The sequence below is a fragment of the Shewanella sp. P1-14-1 genome (assembly GCF_001401775.1).
GTDB classification, from domain to species: domain Bacteria; phylum Pseudomonadota; class Gammaproteobacteria; order Enterobacterales; family Shewanellaceae; genus Shewanella; species Shewanella japonica.
The window spans coordinates 1-23,345 of record NZ_LKTL01000039.1; the positions used below are offsets into that span (position 1 = coordinate 1).

The following is a 23,345-nucleotide window of genomic DNA, read 5'->3' on the forward strand; positions in this document are numbered from 1 at the left end:
TACGCGATATAAAATTGAGAATGCCAGAGTCACTGCTTAACACATGGATAGATGAAGATATCGAGAAAAGCATTATTAGTGCAACAAAAGATATTCATGTTGCCTCTAATGTCAAAACCCATGAGTTGATGGAGCACGTCGATACACTTCATGAAAACATCATCGTTTGGCTTAATGTCACGACCAACGTAATCCCCAATCAAGATTTGCTGATTCAATTACAGAACATCACTGATTCGCTTAATCAACGCCATCGACAATTAGCTCAAGCTGTTAATCGTATGGATGATATGTAGGTGAGGATCTGATCCTACAAATGCGAGTTTGGCCTTTGCGACCTTTCACTTATCATTCTGACGTCGAAAGACATTGGCAGGCAACGAGAATGTTTAACTCAACTAAACATTGCATCCACTCCAAGGGTTTCGTTGCTTGCTTTTTTTTATCTATTTCTTTGCACTGTTGGATATACGCTCGCCTCGTTAACTGAGCTTTAAGCACATTGGGGAGCAAGGTAGACTTTATTTTTACCAGAAAACTTCGCTTGGTATAATGCATCATCTGCTTGCTTGGTAAGATCGGATAAATTTGATGGCTGACCAGCACTCAATGTCGCGACGCCTAAACTAATCGTAAACTCCACTTCAATCCCATCAAAGTGAAATGATTGAGCCGCAATACCGTTTCTCAACCTATCTGAGATGGTAAAGGCTTCGTCCAGCGTGGTGTTGTCTAATACAATCAAAAACTCCTCTCCACCAATACGCCCGACTAAGTCTTGTTTTTTGAGCCAACTGCTTGCACGTTTGGCTGCCGCTTTAATCGCTAAATCACCAATATGATGCCCATAGCGATCATTAATTGCTTTAAAGTTATCAATATCAAAAATTATCACTGAGGCTGGGCGCTGTTTTTTGATGGCTCTTTCTATAATGCGCTGGCCTTTTCGGAAGGTATAGCCTCTGTTTGATAATCCGGTGAGATAATCGGTTTGAGCACGTTTTTTCAACGTCTTTCGAGAATGCAATAACACTAAAATCACACTAAACAATACAATGGCCAAGACCAGAAATAAGGTTAGCTTTAGATCGCTAATGCGTTCTTTATCAGCAACTGCGGCCCAGTTGAGTTCATTAATGGCTAAGCGATTGGCTAATAATTCATTCTCAAAACTCGCCAGTTTTATATTATGATCAAGTGACGTTGTCAGTACCTTATTATCGATAATGCTTTGATTATCTTCCCTTTCAACATCAATAACTTCCAAAAACAGGTTAGCAGCTTTATTCGACTCGCCTGCAGCAAGGGCGATAATCGCATCCGCTTTTAAAAACATGGCTTTCATGTTGGCTGGGAAGTTTTTATTTTGCCTAAATATCTGTGCCATTTCCGCAGCGCGAGGTAGGTTACCACTACGAACATACGCAATCGCCAGATACAAATAACCACTTGTGACAAAATACTGCTCTTTAGTGGTGTCTTTTAACGATATAGCTTTTTCGAGATGCAATACCGCTTGATTAAAATCAAAGGTTCTTAGCGCCACTCTGCCAGCATTAAGATGGGAGAAAAATAACAGATCATTTGGCTTTGTGGCCTGACGGGCAAGTTCAAATTGCTGCTGAATATTGTGTTCGGCTTTATCCCAGTCACCTAGCTTAATCGCTTGGCTCACCATGTTGTGCTGCATATTGAACATATCTTCAATATCGTTAATGGTTTTCCAAGTTTCATACGCTTTTTGAAAGTTTTCGTAGCCGCGTTGGTGTAAGCCTACACGACGATATAAGCTGCCTGTGGCGTTATATATCATTGCCTTACGATTGACATTCAAATTGTCACTTCTATCCACAATCAGCAATGCTTCATCTAATAAGTCTATGCCCTTATAGACATTGTCTGGTTCAATAAAGCAAAAGGCAGTTTGTGTCATCGCCTTAGCTAATAATTCTGCATTGTCATAGTTACGGGCATATTCGAGTGCTTGGTGTCTATCAGGACAATAGCTTGCGGGGTCATTCGCTTTAAGATACCAAGCAAATGAACGCTCTAAATGGCTGTCGATTAACACCTCACTGATCGGGAGGTATTTTACTAGGGCAATACCTTTATCATAACTACTGATGGCGAGGTCGAGCTGGCGTAGCTTTTCGTGTATTTGTCCATACAGGAAGTACACTTTGGCCTGCTCTTGAGGTGTAAAATCATGATTATTCAGATCAAACTGATCCAGCAAGTTAATTGCTTCGGCGGGAGTAACGGCATAAACATCAGTTTCTAACTGATTAAGTGTGGGGTTTGCTAATCCTTCAGTAGTGAACATCAGAAGGCATCCGCATAAACAGAAGATCCACCCTCTTGATAACAATACATCCATATACCGCCCCAATTTTATCATCCTTTCGTATTATGCTTGCCAGCAGGGTAACATGATAATACGTCTATATTAAAGCATTGATTGTATGGGGATAATGTTACCTTTAGTTACATTAATAACGAAGTGCCTAGTTAACAGTTTTTAAAATAATTTATTCATTTTTTGCATAGCAGATATCAAGGTTTCAGCCTCTGACGGAGACATCTCTAAGGTTAAATCTTGCATTAACTCGACATGTAGCTGATGGTGCTGGCGATGAATTGCCAGGCCCTCCTCGGTTAAGTTCAATAATGTGGCTCGACCATCTTTAGGATCAGCACAACGTACCATCAGGCCAAGCTTCACTAATTTATCGACTTGTACAGTTAACGTACCTGTGGTGATCCCCAGTTTTTGCGCTAATGCATTCATTCTTAACGCGCCAAAGTTTCCCAACACTTCTATAGTGTGAGTCTGAGCTAAACTGTAGCCAGTCTCTTTTACAACCGATTGCTCCCAAGAGGACATCTTGTCATAAAATTCAGTAATGGTTTGATTTAGCAGTTCAGTATTTGGCATCGCTTATCTCATAGGGTGTACTTCAAGTGTCAGGTGATGGATTTTATCAAACTGATTTAATAAGGTCTTATATTCATGCAAAGAATAAGTGGTTTGTTTAGCAACTAATGTTATCGCCGCCGAATAATGATGACCACTGACCTTCCAAACATGCATGTCTTTGACATCAGCATAAGGGGCTAATGCCTGTTCAATTTGCTGTTTATATTCAGCATCAATACTCTCATCTAATAACACAGGACTGGTTTGCTTCATTAATCCTAGCGTCCATTTAGTAATCACAATTGCACCCACCATCCCCATCACGGCATCAAGCCAATGCCACCCATAAAACTTACCGAACACCAGCGCCACTATCGCTAAAACAGAGGTTAATGCATCTGCTAACACATGCATGTAAGCCGCCCGTAGATTATGGTCATGGTGTTTTTCATCCGATGCGTGATGATGACCGTGTGCATGCTGTTCATGATGGTGCTCATGGGAATGAGAATGTGATGTGTGGTCATGGGCATGAGAATGGCCGTGCGAATGATCATGATGGTGATGATCACCTAACAAAAAAATACTTGCCACATTAACCGCTAAACCAATAAAAGCCACCATAATAGCTTCATTAAAATGAATATCATGTGGGTTAAATAAACGATTAATTGATTCCACCATCATTAATAGTGCCACCACACCAAGTACAATCGCACTGGTGTACCCGCCTAAAACACTCACCTTACCAGCCCCAAATGAAAACTTATCAGAATTGGCATGTTTCCTAGCATAACGGTAAGCAAACAATGTAATGCAAAAAGCGGCGGCATGGGTGCCCATATGCCAACCGTCAGCTAACAAAGCCATAGAGCCGTATACTGTGCCAGCAATGATCTCAACCACCATCGCCGTCACAGTCAATATCAATACGTAGAGGGTTCTCTTTTCACCGGAACTTTGTTGGGCACAAAAGTCATGTTGATGTTCTGTAGTAAATCGCACGCTGGCACCTATAGTTTGACAATCAAAGTATTCTTTAGAATTTAACTTGATTATCAAACTATTTCAACACCATCCTTTTAAACCAATGACATAGATAACATAACGAAGAAAGCTACCGAGTGGATAAAGCCAATAATGGCGCGACTTCGGCCGTTATTTAGCAAACGCTAACTTGAAAAGAACGCTGACAATCTTTACAATGCCGCTGTCTTTGGGGAGTAACTTGCCACTCATTTAAACAATCTTTAAATAAGTTGGTTTGTTCGTCAACATAATTGATGCAAAATCATCATGGCGTTCAAGGCTTTGTCACCACAGAGCTGAGTGAGACCATAGACAACAATCGCAACCCGAGGTGGGGAGCGAGTGTTGTCTTGGTTGTTAATTTTCCCCACCTCTAAAAAGAGAGCCTCTTGAGCGTACTTGCCATATCAATTACCACAGTCGCATTAGCCGAAATTGGTGATAAGACTCAGCTATTATCATTACTGCTTGCCAGTCGGTACCGTAAACCTATCCCTATAATTGCAGCGATATTTTTAGCCACTATTGCAAATCATGCCTTGGCTGCCTATTTAGGTGTCATCATTGCCGATATCATCACTCCAATAATGCTTAAATGGGTTCTTTTTGCCAGTTTTATTGCTATGGCTGGATGGATTTTAGTGCCAGATAAGCTCGATGATGATGAGAAAGTGTCAAATAGAGGGCCATTCGTAGCCAGCTTTATTGCTTTTTTTATTGCTGAAATAGGTGATAAAACACAAATAGCGACATCAATATTAGGCGCTCAATATGCCGATGCATTATTGATGGTGGTGCTAGGCACTACCATAGGTATGTTACTTGCCAATGTGCCAGTGGTGATCATTGGTAAACTGTCAGCAGACAAGCTGCCGTTAAAACTGATACGCCAAATCACCGCTGGGTTATTTGTCATACTCGCTGTGTCGGCAATCGTTATTACATAATGTGCTGGGCGGCTAGTAGCCTGAATAAGGGGTAAGTCTTAACATCAGTGATAGTCAATGCCATCACTGACAAAGAGAGGCTGTGATATTAAGTCAATCTTGAGCGGTGAATAGGCAATGCATCGAGCAAGCTAGAAAGCACGTTACCCTGCCTTCATCGCCGCTTTGACGTAAACATCAAAGCGATTTTTCTTCTGCGCGAGCACCATACTGGGTTTCACTCCATCAAGGTCTTCCGCATAATCAGGGCGTTTAACCACAACTCTTTTTGTCGCCAACGCTTGCGCAGGTGTTAATAGAGCATCAGCATCTAAGTCTGCGCCAACAAGGGTTTGAAACACACGCATCTCTTTTTTAACCAATGCTGATTTTTCACGATGAGGGTACATAGGGTCAAGGTAAACTACATCAATTTCTTCACCCGATGCCGCCGCAGCATCGGCCAGAGCTTCAATACTTGACCCATGAAATAAGCTCATCCGTTGTTGCATCCATTCACCAATTTCAGCATCTTCATACGCTCGGCGTAAACCATCTTCAAGTAACGCAGCCACTACGGGGTGACGCTCTACCATAATCACTTTACAGCCCAAACTGGCTAATACAAATGCATCACGACCTAAGCCCGCCGTACCATCGACCACTGTGGGACTAATCCCTTGCTTTAAGCCCACAGCTTTAGCAATCGTTTGCCCACGGCCACCACCAAATTTACGACGGTGTGCGACGGCACCAGAAACAAAATCTACACTAATACCATCTAGCTTTGGCTCATCACGTTTATGCAAACTTAAGGTGTTGTGTTCAAAGCGCAGTTCAAATAGCGCTGCTTTATCCCACTCCAATCCCCAACGTTCACTAATATCGACCAGTGACGGATATTGCTGATTAAAAAACATTGGTATGTGCAAAAGTATTTCCAGTATTTATGAGACTCAAGCCTATTATGCCAAAAGCCTGCAACAGTGAATACCTATACCTGCTATGACTTAGCCCCTATAATGTGTCCATCTTGCAGTTTTACTGCTTACTCATATTCGGACATTCTCATGTTAAGTTACCGTCACGGTTACCATGCTGGCAATTATGCTGATGTACTCAAGCACACTATGTTGCTGCAAGTACTTAAACTTATGCACAAAAAACATAAGCCTATGGCTTACATTGATAGCCATGCGGGTGCTGGCGGCTATGCTCTTACCGATGAGTTTTCAAAAAAAACGGGCGAGTATTTAGACGGTGTCGCCAAACTGTGGGGCAAAGACGACTTACCTGAGCCTTTGCAGCAATATGTTGATGATGTAAAACATTTTAATCAAGGTGAAGAAGAACTGGCTTTTTACCCAGGCTCACCAGCATTTGTTGACATGAATATGCGCGAAAAAGACCGCATGGTATTACATGAGCTACACGGTACTGACTTCGCTTCCCTTGATGAACAATTTGCCAATGACCGCCATATTCGAGTTGTAAAAGGTGATGGTCTTAAAGGCTTAATAGCTGCTGTACCGCCACTTGAACGTCGTGGTGTTGCGCTAATTGATCCAAGTTATGAAATCAAAACAGACTATCAAGATGTCGCCAATGCAATCATTAAGGCTCACAAACGTTTTGCCACTGGGGTTTACATGCTTTGGTATCCTGTTGTGGATAGAGCGCAAACAGAGGCCATGTTAAAAATATTGGCTGATAGTGGCATTAAAAATCAATTGCGAATTGAGCAATCCATTACCCCTGACAGCGATGCTTTTGGTATGACTGCTGCTGGATTATGGATTATTAATCCGCCTTGGCAGTTAGATATTGCAGCAAAAGAAACCTTGGATTACTTAGAGCGATGCATAGGGCAAAGCGGCGGTAAGACTGTGATTAAGCTAGAAGTACCAGAATAGAGCACTAAAACAATCTAGATTAACAGGGCCTGCAAACAATCATTTAGGTCAGGTCATTTAGTGAATTGATGTGCCTTCATATAAAAGCCCATGTCGCTCTTTGTGGTAAAAGAAAGTACATGGGCTTTAATACTTCGAGCCAGTTTAAACTAAGCAGCTATATAAAAAGCGGCTATATAAAGAACGACTTACAAAAGCTACATACCAGCACTAAATACAACTGGATTCATCATTATTCAATGCGCGGCCCAGTGCACCAAACATGGCACTAAAAAGACCGACAGCCGCATCTTGTTTGTTGTTATCACTAGAAGACACACGGTGAGAGCGCGATTCCCTCTCCTCTCTGTCTTTAGCATTCCCGTATGCTCCAGTGACAAAGTCACAACCAGCATTTGAAGCAGAACGAGACGAACATCCTGTCATCACCATCATTGGCATTAGTAGACATACAAACAGCATCCTTTTCCGCATCTATCTCTCCATTTACATTAACAAGCTCATGTCACACTAATCAAAATAGGCACCTGCAGCCCCCGGAAACACGACTGGACTGCTATTACCATTTTTACCCACAGCTGCAACACCGTATAGGTAGTTATCTATGACCATGTTTTTTAACAAAAATTCATTAACGTCTCCCACATAGCGACTATGAGTCCATTCAGGCTCTGTGGTAAGGCGCCAAAAAACACGGTATCCCGCAATGGTATCATCATCCGCACTTGCCCAGCTTAGGGTCGTATTCGCCGAGACTTGCCCCTTAATACTCACCTTTGTTGGCGGCGCTGGCGCCCATGCCATAGAGGCTAGACTAATGGCATTCAATCCGGTCAGTTTGGCATTAAAATCAAAGTCGACACCTTCAATCACATCACCGTATTCAATGCCATTTTCGGTGCGTAAATCTTGATGTTGGCGATCATAATGTTCGTTAGTTTCCATTACACGTACAGCGGGTAAGCCTGCTTTATTAAAAGGTAAATGGTGTCCACCGCGACCAAAGCGGTCAAGACGGTATACCAACATAACATCTAAATTTGTCATGTATTGATCAACCAGGGCTTTAATATTTCGAGCTAAATTGCGCGACGCAGAATCATTCTCTCCGCCGCTAAAATAACGCTCTTTGGCTTCTTCTTTCGTTTCAGCAATTCTGACGCCTTCCGAAAAAACCCTTACCGTTGAATTGTTTATCACCCCGTTAATACCAGCAATATTACCAATCATGTCGTTATTCAAAACAGCCTGAATTTGCCAGTCATGCTTATTGGCATAATTGATTAACACATCACCGCCATATAGACCTTGCTCTTCACCAGACAGTGCTGCATAAACAATGGTGCCGTTAAACTGATACTTTGATAACACTCGAGCTGCTTCTAATGCACCAGCAACGCCTGAAGCATTATCATTTGCCCCAGGAGAGTCTGAGGTAGAGTTCATCGGATCGGTTACCCTCGAATCAATATCGCCACTCATCATGACGACTCGATTAGGGTCAGTTTTGCCACGTTGAATGGCAAATACATTGACCACTTCGGTCGGTTCGGGAATCCGTTTTCCAGATACGGTTTCCCCTACCATAACGACTTCAAGACAACCGCCACAGTCTGCAGAAATTCGCTCAAACTCAGATTTAATCCAACGCCTTGCCGCACCAATCCCACGAGTATCAGATTCGGTTTCAGATAAAGTATGTCGAGTACCGAAGCTGACTAGCTTAGCGACATCGTCATGCAATCTGCTTGCCTGCGGCGCCTCAGCAATATCATATAAACGTGAGTCTTCTTGCGAAGGCGCTGGCGTAGCGCTCGCGCCTATACTGAATAATGATATGAGCCCAGACAATGCAGCGGCCATAGGGGTTAATTGTAATGTTTTTTTCATAGTTTCCTCTAACTTTGCAGTGCAGTGCGGTAACGTTTTAAGAGTATTTTGACTCGCTCTACATAGGCTTGGGTTTCAGGATAAGGCGGTATTCCTTGGTATTTCGTCACTGTTGTTGGTCCAGCATTATAGGCAGCACAGGCTAAATCAATATCGTTATCGAAGCGTTTAAGTAAATACGCTAAATACTGACTGCCTCCCCAAATATTTTGTTTAATATCATAGGCATCACTGACACCTAACTCTTTTGCCGTTGCTGGCATCAATTGCATTAACCCTATCGCCCCCACTTTTGAGCGCGCTTTGGCATTAAATGCAGATTCCGCATGGATCACTGCCCGTATCAAAGCAGGATCCAAGTCAAACTGCTCGGCAGCATCGCTGACAAAGTCGCTGTGTTTAGAAGCGAATAAGGGAATACGATGCCAATCAACTTGTGAGTTCACTTGGCAAGCAAAACAGTCGTAAAGTAAGACTTCAAAGTCCGCTGAGTCAGGCACAATATTTGAGAACGTCGTAATCCCACCCTGCTCATATTGGTAGATTTTACGTTTGGGTTTATTACCGGTATTGAGGCTTTGATCGGAAAAAGAAGCGGTTTTTGATGGCTTAACCCACTTAGGCTTGCTCACAGATTTACTGGACGAAGATGGAGCAACGACCACCGCTGGTTGGGTGATAACTTTAGGTTGCAGCACTAGCATAGGTTTAGGTGATTCATCAGGCAGTGCCACAACAGCAGGATGGAGCACTTGCTGCTTTTTAGGTTTTAAGTGTAAGCGGCTTTCAACATCTTGATTATCATCTTCTGCTGGCAGCACCACAATGGGCGCTAACAAAACTTGTCGTGACTTAGGTTTATCTTGATTGCTTAATGCAACTTGAGGCACTGACACCCGAGTCGGCTTATGTTGAGCTAGGGATGGTTGTAATTGTTTTTGTGCTTTGGTTTTGACGATAGCTTGATCTTGGATATCAGCAACAATATCTGTGTTATCCACAACTGAAGGCGAAAGCGTTTTTTGCGGTTTTAATGTAATGACTTCATCATTGGCATCGTTAGCTTGCATTGACACTTTGGCTTTTATCACAGCCTTAGGTTCTGGAAGATATGCACTGTTAGGATCAGCCAGTGCACTACCACACAACGCAGCAATGGCATATGTCACAACAGCCTTGTAAATTACACACACAATTTTATTCATTTTCTTATAATTATCTAATAAATCACATTATTTTAGTTTGTTTAAGCAGTAAATTTCTTGCCACTTTTTAATATCGAATCGCCCCACTAAAGCGTAAGGCTTACTGCTATCACTTCCCCATAATAGCCATATTTCAGTACAAAGTTCATCTTAGTAATACAATGAAGGTGTTTTTTTATTAGTCATTTTTTCACAACCTTGGCTAAAACCTGACAAAAATAAGGGTTAAAACCTTACAAAATGAATGCTTTACAAATAGCTACGACGAAATACTGATTAAGCAATAAAATCATGAACAAAAAATATCGTTTGTTTTTTTTATTATTTAAAAACATAAAGCTAACTCAAAACAGCAGTGGATGTTTTTTATACCCTCTTACAAAAAAATCATGGTTTAAATACCAATTTCAATTAAAATGAGTTGTCATTACGTTGCGTTGATTGAATAACTGTTGTTAAGTATTATTTATCAACTGTTTCATCGTTAATTTAAGCTTAATTTAAAATTTATCAGCTAGTCTGTAAGTTGGCAAAATCTCAAACTCATAATAAATAAGCCAAGCTAAAGGGAAGATCATGTCCGTTACTCCATCAAATACCACGCCGCCTAACAACGGGGCGCCACCAAGCAACACGCCACAAGATCTCGCTTCAAGTGGGGCTTTCGTAAAATTTCTTAATATTGTTGAACGTTTAGGTAATTTATTACCGCATCCAATCACCTTATTTGCCATGTTCTGTTTAGCGGTAATCGCACTCAGTGGCATAGCAGGTTACTTCGAACTCACCGTTGCAGACCCTAGGCCAATAGGCAGTTCAGGCCGAAGTGAAGACGGACTCATTCACGTTGTCAGCCTAATGAATGCTGAAGGTTTGAGAATGATCGTCTCAAACTTGGTAACCAACTTCACCGGATTTACCCCATTAGGCACAGTGTTAGTCGCACTACTGGGTGTGGGTATTGCCGAACGTTCAGGTCTACTTTCTGCAGCAATGCGTTTATTGGTCATGGGGGCATCAAAACGCCTTGTCACTTTAACCATTGTGTTTGCCGGTATCGTGTCTAACACGGCCTCAGAGTTGGGATATGTGGTACTAATTCCAATGGCAGCCATGATATTTCATTCGCTTGGGCGTCACCCTTTAGCTGGTTTAGCAGCAGCCTTTGCTGGGGTATCAGGCGGTTACAGCGCTAACTTATTATTAGGCACGGTTGATCCTTTACTATCAGGGATTACTGAAGCTGCTGCGCAAATGATTGATCCTGACTATATCGTCGGCCCTGAAGTGAACTGGTACTTCATGTTTGTCTCGACTTTCTTAATCACTGGGCTAGGCGCCATCGTGACTGAAAAAATCGTTGAGCCTAAGTTAGGCAAATACGATGTCTCTGAGGCTGCAGATGATCTATCTGAACAGCAGATGGATAAAGTCACTCAAACTGAAAAATATGCGTTAAAAATGGCGGGACTTTCTGTATTGGTTTTCTCAGCATTATTAGCGCTCACTATCTTGCCTGACTGGGGGGCTTTACGTAACCCTGAAACTGGCTTAGTTGCTGGTTCACCTTTCTTAAAAGGGATTGTCGCTTTCATCTTTATTGGTTTTGCAATACCAGGCCTAGTGTACGGTAAAGTCGTCGGCACAATGAAGAAAGATACTGACGTGATTAATGCAATGTCACACAGTATGAGCACCATGGGCATGTATATTGTTCTTGTGTTCTTCGCCTCGCAGTTTGTTGCTTTCTTTAAGTGGACGAACTTAGGCGCTGTGCTTGCCGTGACAGGCGCGGATGCACTAAGCAGTATCGGCTTAACAGGGCCTTTAGTGTTTGTGTTGTTTATTATGCTGTGTGGCGTGATTAACTTAATGCTAGGTAGTGCTTCTGCCCAATGGGCTGTGACAGCGCCGATTTTTGTTCCTATGCTGATGTTGGTAGGTTACGCACCAGAAACCATTCAAGCGGCATACCGAATCGGCGACTCAGTCACTAACTTGATTACCCCAATGATGAGTTACTTCGGGCTTATCCTTGCAGTAGCGAGTCGTTATAAGAAGGATTTAGGTATCGGCACACTCATCGCAACCATGTTGCCATACTCAATCGTGTTCTTTATCGGTTGGACCTTGTTCTTCTTCCTTTGGGTGTTCGTACTTGGCTTCCCGGTAGGCCCAGGTGCAGCGACTTACTACACGCCGTAATGACATAGGTTAAGCTGACAAATAAAAACCAGTAACATATTTCGTGTTACTGGTTTTTTTTATGTTCGCTCATCGCTTTATAAGCTACTTAGGTTGTAAAAGCTCAACCAATTCTTGTTCATATTGCTCGAGTTTATCCAAGTTAAACCCTGTATGCTGCTGCACTAACTCACCTTGGCGATTGAAGATAAAACTGCTTGGCATACCTTTAAGTGCAAATAGCCTTGCGACCTCACTATCTGGATCGTAACGAACGGCAAACTCAGCAGGAAAGTCTTGTAAAAACTGCTGTGCTAACGACAATTCAACATCTAAATTAATTGCCACTACAGCTAACCCTTGCTGTTGATATTTAGCATGCATTTGATTCATCCACGGAAACGACTTACGGCAAGGTCCGCACCATGAAGACCAAAAATCCACATAAACAACTTTACCTTCAAACTCATTCAAACTGACTTGCTCACCCAGTTCGTTTTGCACCATGTGTGTTAACGACGGCGCGGCGTTAACTTGATTCGATACTGTTATTGCAGCTATCAGCATAAAACCAAAGACCATTAACTTAACAGGCTGTGTGTTTGTCATATCTTTACTGTCCCTATATGCCGATGTCTATTCAGTTAACCCTCATAAAAATGACGACTTGCATCAATTGCCCGTATTGGCCACTTCTATCAGTTAACGACTCGCTGTTAATAACTACGTTTATAGCTCATGCTAAAGATCAATGCGGCTCAATGTATCGCTATATTTTATGTTCGGACATAAAAAAGCCTGCTTGATGCAGGCTTTTAGTATGAACCAGTTAAGAGGGTTTATTAACTCTTATCTAATGTTTCAGTTTGTGCTTCCGCTTCTGGCGGCTTGTAACCTTTGCGCTCTTTCTTACTGAATATTTTCTCTACCACAACGAAGAATAGTGGAATTAAGAAGATACCAATAAAGGTTGAGCTCATCATGCCACCAAGTACACCTGTACCCAGTGCATTCTTACTACCTGAACCTACGCCGGTACTGATAGCAAGTGGCACAACACCTAAACCAAACGCTAACGAAGTCATTAGGATTGGACGTAAACGTACACGCACCGCATGCAGTGTTGCTTCAATCAAGCCAGCACCTTTTTCGTAGAATTCTTTAGCGAATTCTACAATTAAGATCGCATTCTTGGTCGCAAGCCCCACCGTCGTCAATAGACCCACTTGGAAGAATACGTCATTAGGTAAACCACGGCCATTCATCGCAAGCAGTGCACCAATCACACCTAACGGTACGACTAGAATAACCGCAAATGGTACAGACCAACTTTCATATAGCGCTGCAAGTACTAAGAATACAACTAAGATAGATAAGGCATAGAGCGCTGGCGCTTGGTTACCTGATAATCTTTCTTCGTATGATAAACCGTTCCATTCGATACCGAATCCTGGTGGTAATTGCTTCACCATTTCTTCGAAATCTAGCATTGCATCACCTGTACTATAGCCAGGCATTGTCGCACCTTGGATATTGATTGCAGGTAAGCCATTAAAGCGTTGTAGCTGTGGTGAACCAAATTCCCATGTACCTGTTGTAAAGGCAGAGAATGGTACCATTTCACCTTCAGCATTTCGTACATACCACGTGTCTAAGTCGCTTGGTTGCATACGGTATTCAGCTTCACCCTGAACATATACTTTCTTCACACGACCACGGTCAATAAAGTCATTCACATATGACCCACCATAAGCGGTAGCCAGTACGCTGTTGACGTTATCAATATCAACACCTAAAGCACGAATTTTAGCTTGGTCAACATGAATCTCGTACATTGGTGCATCTTCTTGTCCATTAGGACGAACACCAACTAGGTTAGGGTTTTGTGCAGCCATACCTAACAACTGATTACGAGCATCAATCAAGGCTTCATGGCCCATACCACTACGATCTTGCAGGTACATATCGAAACCATTCGAGGTACCTAGCTCAATTACCGCTGGCGGTACAAATGCAAATATGAAGGCTTCTTTAATTTGCATGAAGCGACCCATTGCACGATTTGACAATGATTGAACATCTTGGCCAGGTTCAGTACGGTCAGCCCAATCTTCTAGACCAACGAATGAAATACCCATATTCTGACCAGAACCTGCGAAACTGAAGCCCGCAACACTGAATACAGATTTAACCGTGTCACCTTCTTCATTAAGGTAATAGTCACTCACTTCTTCCAGCACTTTAATGGTGCTTTCTTGTGTTGAGTTAGTCGGCAAAATAGTTTGAGTAAATAAGATACCTTGGTCTTCATCAGGCAAGAATGCGGTTGGCATACGCATGAAAATCCATGCCGTTGCAATCACCAATACAAGATAAACCCCCATCATACGAACTGTGCGCTTCAAGATAGCCGCAACACTCGCTTCATAACGCGATGTTAGCTTGTCAAAGCTTCGGTTAAACCAACCAAAGAAACCGGTATTAATGTGAGTATGGCCTTTTGGAATAGGCTTAAGCATGGTCGCACAAAGTGCTGGAGTTAAGATCATCGCAACTAATACAGATAATGCCATTGCAGACACAATCGTGATTGAGAACTGACGATAAATCACACCCGTAGAACCTGACATAAATGCCATTGGAACGAATACAGCAGATAGGGTTAAACCAATACCAATCAAGGCGCCGGTAATTTGATCCATCGACTTACGAGTCGCTTCGAGCGGACTAAGCCCCTCTTCGGACATCACCCTTTCAACGTTTTCCACCACGACAATGGCGTCATCCACCAGTAGACCGATGGCTAGTACCATTGCGAACATGGTTAAGGTGTTAATCGAGAAACCAGTAGCAGATAGAATTGCGAACGTACCTAACAGTACAACTGGAACCGCAATTGTTGGGATAAGTGTTGCTCTGAAGTTCTGTAGGAACAGATACATAATCAAGAACACTAAAACAACCGCTTCAATCAGCGTATGAACCACGCCTTCAATTGATTTTTCAACAAATGGAGTGGTGTCGTACGGGTAGTAAATTTCTAAGCTATCAGGAAAGTAAGCTTGTAATTCAGCTAATTTTTCACGCACGTTATCAGCAGTTTCAAGTGCGTTAGCACCTGTTGCTAATTGAATACCGATACCTGCAGCAGGTTTACCATTGAAGAAAGACTCCACCGAATAACTTTCAGAGCCTAGCTCAACACGAGCCACATCATTCAAATAAACGTTAGCACCTGAAGAATCAGATTTAAGGATAATCTCACGGAATTGTTCAGGCGTTTGCAAACGACTTTGCGCCGTCACTGTCGCATTCAATTCTTGACCAGCAATTGATGGCGCACCACCTAGTTGACCAGCAGAAATTTGCGCATTCTGCTCTTGAATTGCCGCCATAACATCAATACTAGTTAAGTTGTATTGCGTTAGTTTTAACGGGTCAAGCCAGATTCGCATCGCATATTGCGCACCGAAAAGCTGAATTTCACCAACACCAGCAACACGACTTAACGGGTCTTGAATGTTAGCAGCAACATAATCGGCAATATCGGTCTTTTGTAGCGAGTCATCTTCAGATACGAACGCTGCAACCATTAAGAAGCCAGCACTAGACTTAACAACGTTAACCCCTTGCGACTGTACTTCTTGTGGTAACAAAGTCATTGCTGCTTGCAACTTGTTTTGTACCTGAACCTGAGCAATATCTGGATCGGCTTCAGCATTGAAAGTTAGGGTAATAGTCGCATTACCAAAACTGTCACTGCTAGACGAAATATAGCGTAAGTGGTCAATACCTGTCATACGCTGCTCAATAACCTGAGTTACCGTGTCTTCCATGGTTTTTGCTGAAGCACCAGGGTAAAACGCAGTAATCTCAACGGTTGGCGGCGCAATCGTCGGGTACTGTGCGACAGGTAGATCTTTAATCGCTAAGACCCCTGCCAACATAATTAAGATTGAGATCACCCAAGCAAAAATAGGGCGATCGATAAAGAAACGAGCCATAACGTTACCCTATTTAGTTGCTGGAGTGGCAGATAAAACTTGTGGTGTCACGACTGCGCCAGGACGGATTTTTTGCAAGCCATCAACAATCAGTTTATCACCCGCTTGTAATCCGTCAGTCACACGCCATTGGTGATTAATCACCTCGGCAGTAGTCACAATGCGTGTCTCTACTTTGTTTTCTGCACCAACTACCATAGCCACAGCTTGACCTTTGGTGTTTCGTGTCAGCGCTTTTTGAGGCACTAAAATCGCTTTTGGATCTTGCCCGGCATTAAGAATTGCACGTACATACATACCAGGTAATAACACGCCATCTGGATTCGGGAACTCAGCTCGTAGTGTCACAGAGCCTGTTGCTTCATCCACACTCACTTCGGCGAATTGCAATGTACCTGTTTGCTCATAAGTCGACCCATCTTCAAGAATCAACTTCACTTCAGCATTCTCGCTTTGCTGTAGCTTGCCAGCTTTCAACTTGGCCTTTAAACGCAGTAATTGCGCGCTTGATTGAGCAATATCAACATTGATTGGATCAAGCTGCTGAATTTTAGCTAAGGTGTCAGACTGGTTAGCTGTTACCAAAGCGCCTGGAGTTACACTTGATTTACCAATACGACCTGAAATTGGTGCTTTAACTTCAGTGTATTCAAGGTTAATGTTTGCTGTGTTAATTGCCGCTTTAGCTACCGTTACATTGGCAATCGCTTCTTTATAAGCCGCATCTGCTTCATCAAAATCTTGTTTACTAATCGCATTGGTTTGTACCAATGCAGCATAACGATCAGCTGTCGCTTTAGCCGATGCTAAAGACGCATTTGCACTTGCTAAATCAGCTTCTGCGCTAATCAGCGCCGCTTTATATGTTGCTGAATCGATTTGATATAGTGATTGGCCAGCTTCAACGTCCTTACCTTCAACAAAACCACGGTTCGTGATAATGCCAGAGACCTGTGGACGCACTTCAGCTTCCAAAAATGCACGACTACGACCAGGTAACTCAACATGAATAGCTTGAGATTGCTCAGTCACACTCAACACGCCAACTGGAACGGGTGGTGCTTCTTGCGGGGCCTGAGCCTTTTGGGCTTGACCACATGCTGTAATCCATAAAGCCGCAGTGATAACTGAGGCTATTTTCAGTGCTTTATGCATGACTGTTCTTACTCCTAATGACATCATCAGTAACCTTACGCTTCATTACGTAACGATTGCTAAATAGCGATAATCCTAACGTTTTAAATTGACTAAACTTTATGGGCACTGTTATCGCATACCCATGTGAACTCAACAACCACTTAAAATATTATAAATTGTAAACAAATAATAAGTTTTGCGGCTTTGTTTCAAGCTTGTTAACAAGGCTGTGCTAACAAAAATTAAACAGCCTTGAATGTTACTATAACGTTACAACTGAATGAGTTAAAAAAACTCCAATATACAACATAACGTTAAAAAAAATGCATATGAAATAGTATTTTATTTGGTTTATTGTAGGTGAAACCAGATATTTTTCTATCTCTTAGCAAAAAATTATTGAGATTGTAAAATCCATTCATCATTCGATAGCATCTCACGCCACCAAGCCTGTGTTTTTTGCGGTGAGGCGACATTAACAGGCTCTCCGAAAACGGGAGTAATCACTGACACATTGGCCTGTTTGCCTAAGTCGCTAATCCACTCTAAAGGTTCAAACCAATCATGTAGCGCCAAGTCAAAGGTGCCATTATGAATTGGCATCAACACACTGCTTTCAAATTCAGAACCATTTAAATCAATATGCGCCTGCAGGCTTTGTTCAGGCATCATGTGGATCTGACTCCACATTTCATTATAGGCGCCAGTTTCAATCATCGTGATATCAAAAGGCCCATAACGTTCTCCAATTTCTTTAAAACCTGAAAAATATCCGCCATCACCACTGAAAAATAGATTACTGTTAGTACCTTTAATAACCCAACTTGCCCACAGCGTTGTATCACGATCACGTAATCCACGACCTGAAAAATGCTGTGCAGGTGTTGCCGCTAAGGTTAACTCTCCAATAGTGAGCTCTTGCCACCAAGAAAGCTGACTGACTTTACTCGGCTCAACACCCCATTCAATTAAATAATCGCCCACCTTTTCGGGCGTGACAAAATGCTCCACTTTGTCGCTTAGTTCAGTAATGGCTGATTTATCAAGGTGATCATAATGATCATGACTAATGATAACCGCTTTAATTGGCGGTAATTGCTCAATACTGATCGGCGATTGATGAAAACGCTTAGGCCCAGCCCACTGTACTGGCGAAGCACGCTGACTGAATACGGGGTCTAACAGGATATAGTCACCATCAAGACGAATAAGTATCGTTGAATGACCTAGACGAAAGAGCTGATCTTCATTACTAAAGCTTAAACTCGTTGCCGTTATCGGTTGTACAGGTACGTCAACCACAGGAGCAGGGTGTAAACGTTTGGTAGTCATGTAGCTTTTAGCGATATTCCAAATATCACTGAAGCCTGATTGGTATTGAATATCGGTATTTTCAAATTTAACAGCGTCAGTTTTATCAGCTGCAAAAAATGATTTAATTGAAAAAGCCATCACCAATACCCCCACCAAAATCAAAAAATATTTCATTGTAAAACCCAAAAGTAAACTGCACGGTGCAGTTTATTAAAATATGATTGAAAAGTAAACTACCCAGTGTAGAATGTCTCGAGATTTACATTACGAGTAAAAACCATGCCGACTGAAAAAATGACTTTGAGCCAAAAAAAACGTGCTGCCATCATCAACGCAGCCAAAGTGACCTTCACTGAATTTGGTGTTGCAGCAACCAGTATGGACAAGCTGGCCGAAGTTGCCGGCGTGTCTAAGCGCACGGTTTACAATCACTTTGCCACGAAAGAAGCGATTGTTATGAACTTAATGGCTGATCTATGGGACCGCTCTTTCAAACATAATGTTGCAGAATACCAAAGCAATACACCTTTGCTTGAGCAGTTATCGGAAGTGGTATTTAAAGAAATCAATTTTATCAGTAGCCATGAATACATAGAGCTGACACGTATGGCTATTGGGCATTTTTTCTATACACCAGAGTCCATGAACCAAGAGTTTCAACGTGTTAAAAAGCAAGAAAGCGCCACAATGCGCTGGATAAGAGCAGCCATGGCCGACAAAAAGATTTCAGTCACTAATGAGGAATTGGCGCTACAGCAAATACATAGCTTGATTAAAGGAAGTTGTTTTTGGCCTCAAGTCATGCAATTTGCTGACAGACTTAACCATGATGAGCAACAAGAAATAGCCAATGAAGTCGCCAAGATGTTTTTGTGTCGCTATCAAAACGCATCAACTTAGCCCGTCGCTAGACGCGATTGTCACCCACACCTAATGAAATGATACGGCTGATTTGAGCTTGGCTTAAGCCAGACTCTTGTTGCCAATGGTTAAACGCAGCTTGCGCCTGTCTTAGCGCAGTTTGAGAGGTAAATCCTGCATCAACGACCTTGTTGGCTTTTAAATAAGATTGCACATCGTTGGTCAATAAAAAGGTATCTTTACCAACCGTGCGCAAAAAATAAGGCCCAGTATTCCCCCCTAAGCGACTGCCTTTTTTCTTCAGCACTTGCCAAAGTCCAGTAATGTCATCTTCTGGCCAGTTAGCAATAAACTCAGCAAAGCTGCCATGCTCTGCTGCCAATTGTTGCACCATATAAGCATTATCAACAATGGATTGGGTTTTCTTTTGATGACGAATAAGCGTGGCATCTGTGGCACGCTCTTGAATTTGATCAGGAGACAACATTAACACTTTAAAAGGTTCAAAGTTAAAGAAGGCTTCTTCATAAGCAGGCCATTTATTCTCAACCACTCGCCAAACAAAGCCACTTTGAAACACTTGCTTGCTCATTGCAGATAACAATTGGGCATCGGTAAATTGCCCAATCTCATCAGCATCTAATGTTTGCGGCATTAATAAGCCTAGCGCTTTAGCACCACCTTTACGTTCGGCTGCGCGGTCAAAAATATCGCTAAACTTCTCTAATGTGGCCACTTAGGTTACCTACTCAATACATTATTATCTTTGGATATAATAACGTTTACGAAGCTAAACTCAATTTAGGAGCAAGGTTTTGGTCTTTCTTAACTTGTAAAAATTCTTTCCACTTAACCAGCTCCGGAGGCATAGCGGGTGTCGGCCCTTCATAGCCCGCTGCAGCAACTAAATCAGTAATCGGAACTTGTTTACCCTTACAAATAAACACGCCACGTACATGCATGATGCAATGTAAGCCTCTTGCGGTAACAAAGCGTTGTTCAATATAAAAATATTTCTCATCCCATCCAACAATGCGAGTTTCGATTTCAAATTTTTCCATCGGTTTGATATCACGGAAAAAAGTAAACTCTGATGCATTCACAATAGGCAGCCATTTCAGCTTCAGAAATTTCTGCATTAGGCCCATTTCTGCAATCATATGAGTACGAGCAAGATCCATAAACGCAGGATAACGAGAGTTGGTTAAATGCATATTGATGTCGCAATCTAGCGGCAATGCACGGTAACTAATACGGCTGGTATCTAAAAAACCAATTTTTTTAGCTTGGCGATTACGCCACAACATCAACCAAATGAGACGAAAATATAAATTCATATACTGCTTACTCCTTATGAACGCATCAGGCTAACAGAGGTCATACCAGCTATCAAGTCCACTCACTAAATTAACAAATCATTAAATAGAACAACTTATACGAAAATGTCTCCGCCAAAGTTCAGCCACCTTGATGATAAAAATATTTATGAACTCTGAGTGCCTTATCACTTTTTAAATCCAAACTTTTGGCTTAGCATGACGGCGCTGTTTAGCACATAGGGTGTTAAGCAGATTATTTTAATTCTCAGGGCGGGGCGAAATTCCCCACCGGCGGTGATGTTAACTTACCCTAATGTAAACTTAACTAAGCCCGCGAGCGCTCGATTCGTCGAGGTCAGCAGATTTGGTGATGTAGATGTAATGTCTACGATTCCAGAGCCGACGGTTATAGTCCGGATGAGAGAGAATAGAAATACGCTAGTGAGCATTGTGCTTGCTGGTGTATTTCGGTTGGCGTAAAAACCCTCTTTAAAGCCCTGGTTCTGGTATTTTTTAGGAGTTAACCATGAATCAGCTATCATTACTTTCGCCATTTGGCGATCCTATCGAACGTGTCGAAAAAGCCTTATCTGCTTTACGAGAAGGTAACGGCGTATTATTGCTAGATGATGAAGATCGCGAAAATGAAGGCGATATTATTTATTCAGCAGAGCACCTCACCAGTCAACAAATGGCATTAATGATCCGTGAATGCAGCGGCATTGTGTGTTTATGTTTAACTGATGAGCAAGCCAACAAGCTAGAACTGCCGCCAATGGTGGCGGATAACAATAGCGCTAATCAAACGGCTTTTACCGTATCCATTGAAGCTAAAGAAGGCGTGACCACGGGCGTTTCAGCCCAAGACCGCGTGACAACAGTTAAAACTGCCACGGCAGCTGACGCTAAAGCATCTGATTTGGCTCGCCCAGGACATGTGTTCCCACTTCGCGCACGTGCTGGCGGCGTTATGTCACGTCGCGGTCACACAGAAGGTACGGTAGATTTAATGCAAATGGCAGGGCTACAACCAGCTGGTGTGCTATGCGAAGTCACTAACGAAGATGGCACTATGGCAAAAGCCCCTGAAATAGTCGCCTTCGGCCTTAAGCATAATATGCCAGTACTGACGATTGAAGATATGGTGATGTATCGTCAGCAATATGAGTTGAAACTGGCGTAAGTTTATATCAATAGTATATCGACAAAAAAGCGACTGTTATCAGTCGCTTTTTTATAATCTAAATCTGAGTTCACCCCTGCATTACAAATCAATATATAGCTGAGTAAGTAATGTTTTGACTTGCTCATCATCATTTTCAAACTGAATACCAACATTCACTTTGCCATGCTCAAACCGGCTATTGCATACCTTGGCAGAAATATAAATATCTTCGTTATTGGTATTACGAATGGTGACTGTGATGTCTTTTTGGCTCACTTTCACTTTAGGGTTGTCAGCTTTAAAGACGAAACCGCAACCTTTTATAGAAATATCAGAAATAATACCTCTTAGCTGAGAACCATGAGCGGTGTCGTTTTCACCTTTGGCTTGAATCATTGCTGGCAAATGGGTGGTATAACGTTGATGGGTGCGTAACTGACGATTTTCTATCTGCTTAGGATACGACAGAAAAATAAACTTTTCTGGAATTTTAGTGATATTGCGAATAATCGATTTAAATGCATAACATTCGCCTTGCTGACCTTCTAGCAAGTAACGAACAACCACACCATTACCTTCAACGAACACATCTTTATAATTGTTCATTTGCTGCGGAGCAGGATGTTTTAAAATGATATATTTACCCATTTCATAGCCTACCAAAGTAGCTTTAATTCTGAATTTGACTGGGAAATCAATTTGTAAATCTACGGTTCTGCCCGGAGTTAAGGTGAAGAATACTGGCTCTTCTGGAGATGCTTGCTCTGTCAAAGTACGAGTCCGTTCAATTTATGCTATCGATAACATAGTAATGTAACTTTACTGAATTAATAAGTTCATCAGCAAAATTAATTGACCTAAGTAGCATAAAGACAAAAAAGGCACCCTTGAGGTGCCTTTTATCATTTAATTTTTGCAGTGCCTAAACAATCACTTATAACAGTATGCTTGTTTATTTCTCACAAGGTTACGCATTAATGCCTGAATGACGTAATAGCGCATCAGTATTTGGCTCACGCCCCATAAAGCGCACAAATAAGGTCATAGGCTCTTCACTGCCCCCCATTTCAAGGATGTTGTTAAGGAAGCTTTTGCCTGTTTCTGGGTTAAAGATCCCTTCATCTTCGAAACGAGAAAATGCATCTGCTGATAACACTTCTGCCCATTTATAGCTGTAGTAACCAGCTGCATAGCCACCAGCAAAAATGTGTGCAAAACCATGTTGGAAACGGTTAAAAGCAGGCGGTACATTCACAGCAACTTGGCTACGAACTTCATCTAAGATACCTTGAATATCAGCGCCTTTCTCAGCATCAAACTCATGATGCATTCTAAAATCAAACAACGAAAACTCTAACTGACGAAGCATCATCATGCCTGACTGGAAATTCTTAGCCGCTAGCATCTTGTCTAATAAGGCTTTAGGCAAAGGTTCACCCGTTTCAAAATGACCCGAGATCTCAGCTAATGCCTCTTCTTGC

General features: G+C 42.2%; 21 protein-coding genes and 1 riboswitch. Of the genes, 6 read left to right on the plus strand and 15 right to left on the minus strand.

Annotated features, from left to right (window positions below):
• Positions 1-296: hypothetical protein (locus AN944_RS19830; RefSeq protein ID WP_235531024.1), on the plus strand; the 296-nt coding region annotated here is incomplete at its 5' end.
• 197 nt (positions 297-493) lie between these two features.
• Here the strand turns inward: AN944_RS19830 and AN944_RS19835 are convergent.
• The 3 genes from AN944_RS19835 to dmeF all read right to left on the minus strand — a co-directional run bounded on the left by AN944_RS19835 (position 494) and on the right by dmeF (position 3,922).
• Entirely contained in the window at positions 494-2,323 is a 1,830-nt protein-coding gene (locus tag AN944_RS19835; protein ID WP_235531025.1) for a tetratricopeptide repeat-containing diguanylate cyclase, read from the minus strand.
• Positions 2,324-2,518: 195 nt separating this feature from the next.
• Positions 2,519-2,935, minus strand: a complete 417-nt coding sequence (locus AN944_RS19840) for a MarR family winged helix-turn-helix transcriptional regulator (RefSeq protein WP_055026387.1) — start codon at positions 2,933-2,935, stop codon at positions 2,519-2,521.
• Positions 2,936-2,938: 3 nt separating this feature from the next.
• Positions 2,939-3,922 (minus strand): CDF family Co(II)/Ni(II) efflux transporter DmeF, encoded by a 984-nt coding sequence (gene dmeF / locus AN944_RS19845; RefSeq protein WP_055026402.1) that lies wholly within the window; start codon positions 3,920-3,922, stop codon positions 2,939-2,941.
• Positions 3,923-4,335: 413 nt separating this feature from the next.
• On the opposite strand from dmeF, the gene AN944_RS19850 reads away from it, so the two are divergent.
• Positions 4,336-4,893: a TMEM165/GDT1 family protein gene (locus AN944_RS19850; RefSeq protein WP_055026388.1), complete on the plus strand. Its 558-nt coding sequence runs from the start codon at positions 4,336-4,338 to the stop codon at positions 4,891-4,893.
• Positions 4,894-5,036: 143 nt separating this feature from the next.
• On the opposite strand, the gene AN944_RS19855 is transcribed toward AN944_RS19850, so the two are convergent.
• Positions 5,037-5,792 (minus strand): class I SAM-dependent methyltransferase, encoded by a 756-nt coding sequence (locus tag AN944_RS19855; RefSeq protein WP_055026389.1) that lies wholly within the window; start codon positions 5,790-5,792, stop codon positions 5,037-5,039.
• Positions 5,793-5,942: 150 nt separating this feature from the next.
• On the opposite strand from AN944_RS19855, the gene AN944_RS19860 reads away from it, so the two are divergent.
• Positions 5,943-6,785, plus strand: coding sequence for a 23S rRNA (adenine(2030)-N(6))-methyltransferase RlmJ (locus AN944_RS19860; RefSeq protein ID WP_055026390.1), 843 nt, complete (start codon positions 5,943-5,945; stop codon positions 6,783-6,785).
• A gap of 210 nt (positions 6,786-6,995) precedes the next feature.
• Here the strand turns inward: AN944_RS19860 and AN944_RS19865 are convergent, their stop codons facing one another.
• Genes AN944_RS19865 through AN944_RS22070 form a run of 3 tightly spaced genes read right to left on the minus strand, consistent with a single transcriptional unit; the run spans position 6,996 to position 9,868 of the window.
• Entirely contained in the window at positions 6,996-7,259 is a 264-nt protein-coding gene (locus AN944_RS19865; RefSeq protein WP_235531027.1) for a hypothetical protein, read from the minus strand.
• A 36-nt stretch (positions 7,260-7,295) separates the two neighbouring features.
• Positions 7,296-8,675 carry a M28 family metallopeptidase gene (locus AN944_RS19870; protein WP_055026391.1) on the minus strand — a complete coding sequence of 460 codons (1,380 nt, stop codon included), beginning with the start codon at positions 8,673-8,675 and terminating at the stop codon, positions 7,296-7,298.
• Positions 8,676-8,683: 8 nt separating this feature from the next.
• Positions 8,684-9,868 (minus strand): lytic transglycosylase domain-containing protein, encoded by a 1,185-nt coding sequence (locus tag AN944_RS22070; protein ID WP_235531029.1) that lies wholly within the window; start codon positions 9,866-9,868, stop codon positions 8,684-8,686.
• 588 nt (positions 9,869-10,456) lie between these two features.
• Here AN944_RS22070 and AN944_RS19880 point away from each other — a divergent pair.
• Positions 10,457-12,085 (plus strand): AbgT family transporter, encoded by a 1,629-nt coding sequence (locus AN944_RS19880; protein ID WP_055026392.1) that lies wholly within the window; start codon positions 10,457-10,459, stop codon positions 12,083-12,085.
• Between the two features lie 84 nt (positions 12,086-12,169).
• On the opposite strand, the gene AN944_RS19885 is transcribed toward AN944_RS19880, so the two are convergent.
• The 4 genes from AN944_RS19885 to AN944_RS19900 form a co-directional block, all read right to left on the minus strand.
• On the minus strand, positions 12,170-12,631 hold the full coding sequence (locus tag AN944_RS19885; RefSeq protein WP_119968226.1) for a TlpA disulfide reductase family protein: 462 nt from the start codon (positions 12,629-12,631) through the stop codon (positions 12,170-12,172).
• Between the two features lie 275 nt (positions 12,632-12,906).
• Complete coding sequence (locus AN944_RS19890; RefSeq protein WP_055026393.1) at positions 12,907-16,068, minus strand: efflux RND transporter permease subunit; 3,162 nt, start codon at positions 16,066-16,068, stop codon at positions 12,907-12,909.
• A gap of 9 nt (positions 16,069-16,077) precedes the next feature.
• On the minus strand, positions 16,078-17,223 hold the full coding sequence (locus AN944_RS19895) for an efflux RND transporter periplasmic adaptor subunit (protein ID WP_055026394.1): 1,146 nt from the start codon (positions 17,221-17,223) through the stop codon (positions 16,078-16,080).
• Positions 17,224-17,601: 378 nt separating this feature from the next.
• On the minus strand, positions 17,602-18,693 hold the full coding sequence (locus AN944_RS19900) for an MBL fold metallo-hydrolase (protein WP_055026395.1): 1,092 nt from the start codon (positions 18,691-18,693) through the stop codon (positions 17,602-17,604).
• 105 nt (positions 18,694-18,798) lie between these two features.
• Between AN944_RS19900 and AN944_RS19905 the strand changes: the two genes are divergently transcribed.
• Positions 18,799-19,419, plus strand: a complete 621-nt coding sequence (locus AN944_RS19905; RefSeq protein ID WP_055026396.1) for a TetR/AcrR family transcriptional regulator — start codon at positions 18,799-18,801, stop codon at positions 19,417-19,419.
• Between the two features lie 7 nt (positions 19,420-19,426).
• Here AN944_RS19905 and AN944_RS19910 read toward each other — a convergent pair whose 3' ends face one another.
• Together AN944_RS19910 and AN944_RS19915 are read right to left on the minus strand one after the other, a co-directional pair.
• Positions 19,427-20,116: a DNA-3-methyladenine glycosylase I gene (locus AN944_RS19910; protein WP_055026397.1), complete on the minus strand. Its 690-nt coding sequence runs from the start codon at positions 20,114-20,116 to the stop codon at positions 19,427-19,429.
• 46 nt (positions 20,117-20,162) lie between these two features.
• The gene (locus AN944_RS19915; protein ID WP_055026398.1) at positions 20,163-20,717 is read right to left on the minus strand and encodes a thioesterase family protein; all 555 of its coding nucleotides are present in this window, start codon (positions 20,715-20,717) and stop codon (positions 20,163-20,165) included.
• A gap of 239 nt (positions 20,718-20,956) precedes the next feature.
• Positions 20,957-21,132, plus strand: a riboswitch (FMN riboswitch).
• Between the two features lie 93 nt (positions 21,133-21,225).
• On the opposite strand from AN944_RS19915, the gene ribB reads away from it, so the two are divergent.
• A complete protein-coding gene (gene ribB, locus AN944_RS19925) occupies positions 21,226-21,882 on the plus strand; it encodes a 3,4-dihydroxy-2-butanone-4-phosphate synthase (protein ID WP_055026400.1) in 657 nt (218 codons plus the stop codon).
• A gap of 81 nt (positions 21,883-21,963) precedes the next feature.
• Here the strand turns inward: ribB and AN944_RS19930 are convergent, their stop codons facing one another.
• Positions 21,964-22,635: a flagellar brake protein gene (locus AN944_RS19930; RefSeq protein WP_055026401.1), complete on the minus strand. Its 672-nt coding sequence runs from the start codon at positions 22,633-22,635 to the stop codon at positions 21,964-21,966.
• Positions 22,636-22,831: 196 nt separating this feature from the next.
• Positions 22,832-23,345: M3 family metallopeptidase (locus AN944_RS19935; RefSeq protein ID WP_144430237.1), on the minus strand; the 514-nt coding region annotated here is incomplete at its 5' end.